This is a genomic window from Pararcticibacter amylolyticus, assembly GCF_003130405.1.
In the GTDB taxonomy this organism is placed as follows: Bacteria; Bacteroidota; Bacteroidia; order Sphingobacteriales; family Sphingobacteriaceae; genus Arcticibacter; species Arcticibacter amylolyticus.
In genome coordinates this window covers 21060-21493 of the sequence record NZ_QEAS01000011.1, presented here as the reverse complement: position 1 = coordinate 21493, position 434 = coordinate 21060, and the positions used below count along the sequence as shown (strand labels likewise).

The 434-nt window shown below is 47.0% G+C and carries 1 protein-coding gene; it reads left to right on the top strand.

The genetic code is table 11. The features are described from left to right. Window positions 1-8 precede the first annotated feature (8 nt). Window positions 9-434: YebC/PmpR family DNA-binding transcriptional regulator (locus DDR33_RS26690; protein ID WP_238387800.1), on the top strand; the 426-nt coding region annotated here is incomplete at its 3' end.

Below are 434 nucleotides of genomic sequence, written 5' to 3'. Positions count from 1 at the left end.
CATAATATATGGGAAGAGCATTTGAGTTCCGTAAAGAAAGAAAATTTAAGCGCTGGGCTAAAATGGCCGTCCAGTTTACACGTCTTGGAAAAGAAATTGCAATGGCTGTAAAATCGGCAGGCCCTCATCCCGAGACTAATTCCCGTCTGCGTACGGCTATTCAAAACGCGAAAGCGGTAAATATGCCGAAAGACCGCGTTGAAGCAGCTATTAAAAGAGCATCGAGCAAAGACGATAAGGACTACGAAGAAATAGTATACGAAGGATATGCGCCTCACGGCGTTGCTGTGCTGGTTGAAACCGCCACCGATAATACGAACCGTACTGTAGCAAATGTAAGAAGCTACTTCAACAAGACAGGCGGCACGCTGGGTAAAACAGGTTCGCTGGATTTTGTGTTCAGCCGGAAGTCTGTGTTCCGCTTCAACCCCGGA